1 protein-coding gene is annotated in these 616 nt (G+C 63.6%); it reads right to left on the bottom strand.

Translation table 11 applies throughout. From position 1 onward, the window contains the following. On the bottom strand, positions 1-569 hold a 569-nt coding region (locus EN846_RS33550; RefSeq protein ID WP_281033163.1), incomplete at its 3' end, for a beta-ketoacyl synthase N-terminal-like domain-containing protein. Between the last annotated feature and the right edge of the window lie 47 nt (positions 570-616).

Genomic DNA, 616 nt, shown 5'->3' on the forward strand with positions numbered 1-616 from the left:
TCGCTGCCCCCGGAAACCATTACGTCGGCCCGGCCCAGCTTGATCTGATCCACCGCCGAGGCGATCGCATGGTTGGCCGAGGCACATGCGGAGGTCACCCCGAACACCGGCCCGCGCAAGCCGAGGCTCAAGCTAAGATGGACGGAAGCGGCGCTGGGCATCACCTTTACTCCAGTGAAGAGTTCAGCACGGATTGCGCTACCCAAAAGCAGTGAGCGGTAAGTTTGTTCTGTTGCGTATGAACCGGTAAATCCGACGCCCACTGTCGCGCCGAAGCGATGGGCATTCCCTTCGTCGCAGGAAAGTCCGGCCTGCCGCATGGCTTCGCGCGCTGCAAGCACGGCGAGCAAGCTGAAGCGGTCCATGGAGATGAGATGCCCCCGGTTGATGTCGTGCTCGGGCAGCGCCTTGATCTCAGCGCCGGTCATGCCCTCCAGGTCATGAAGCTCGGAATTGGCGAGCGGGCCGATGGCGGAGCGGCCTTCGCGCATCTCTTTCCACATAGAGGCGGCGTCAGTGCCCAGTCCGCACAGGCCGCCCACTCCGGTGATAACGACGCGCCTGTCCATTCAAGCCTCCTTCGCAAGCAAGCCGCGGACGGCGTCCACGACGTCGC

The sequence above is a fragment of the Mesorhizobium sp. M4B.F.Ca.ET.203.01.1.1 genome, assembly GCF_004791025.1.
In the GTDB taxonomy this organism is placed as follows: Bacteria; Pseudomonadota; Alphaproteobacteria; order Rhizobiales; family Rhizobiaceae; genus Mesorhizobium; species Mesorhizobium abyssinicae.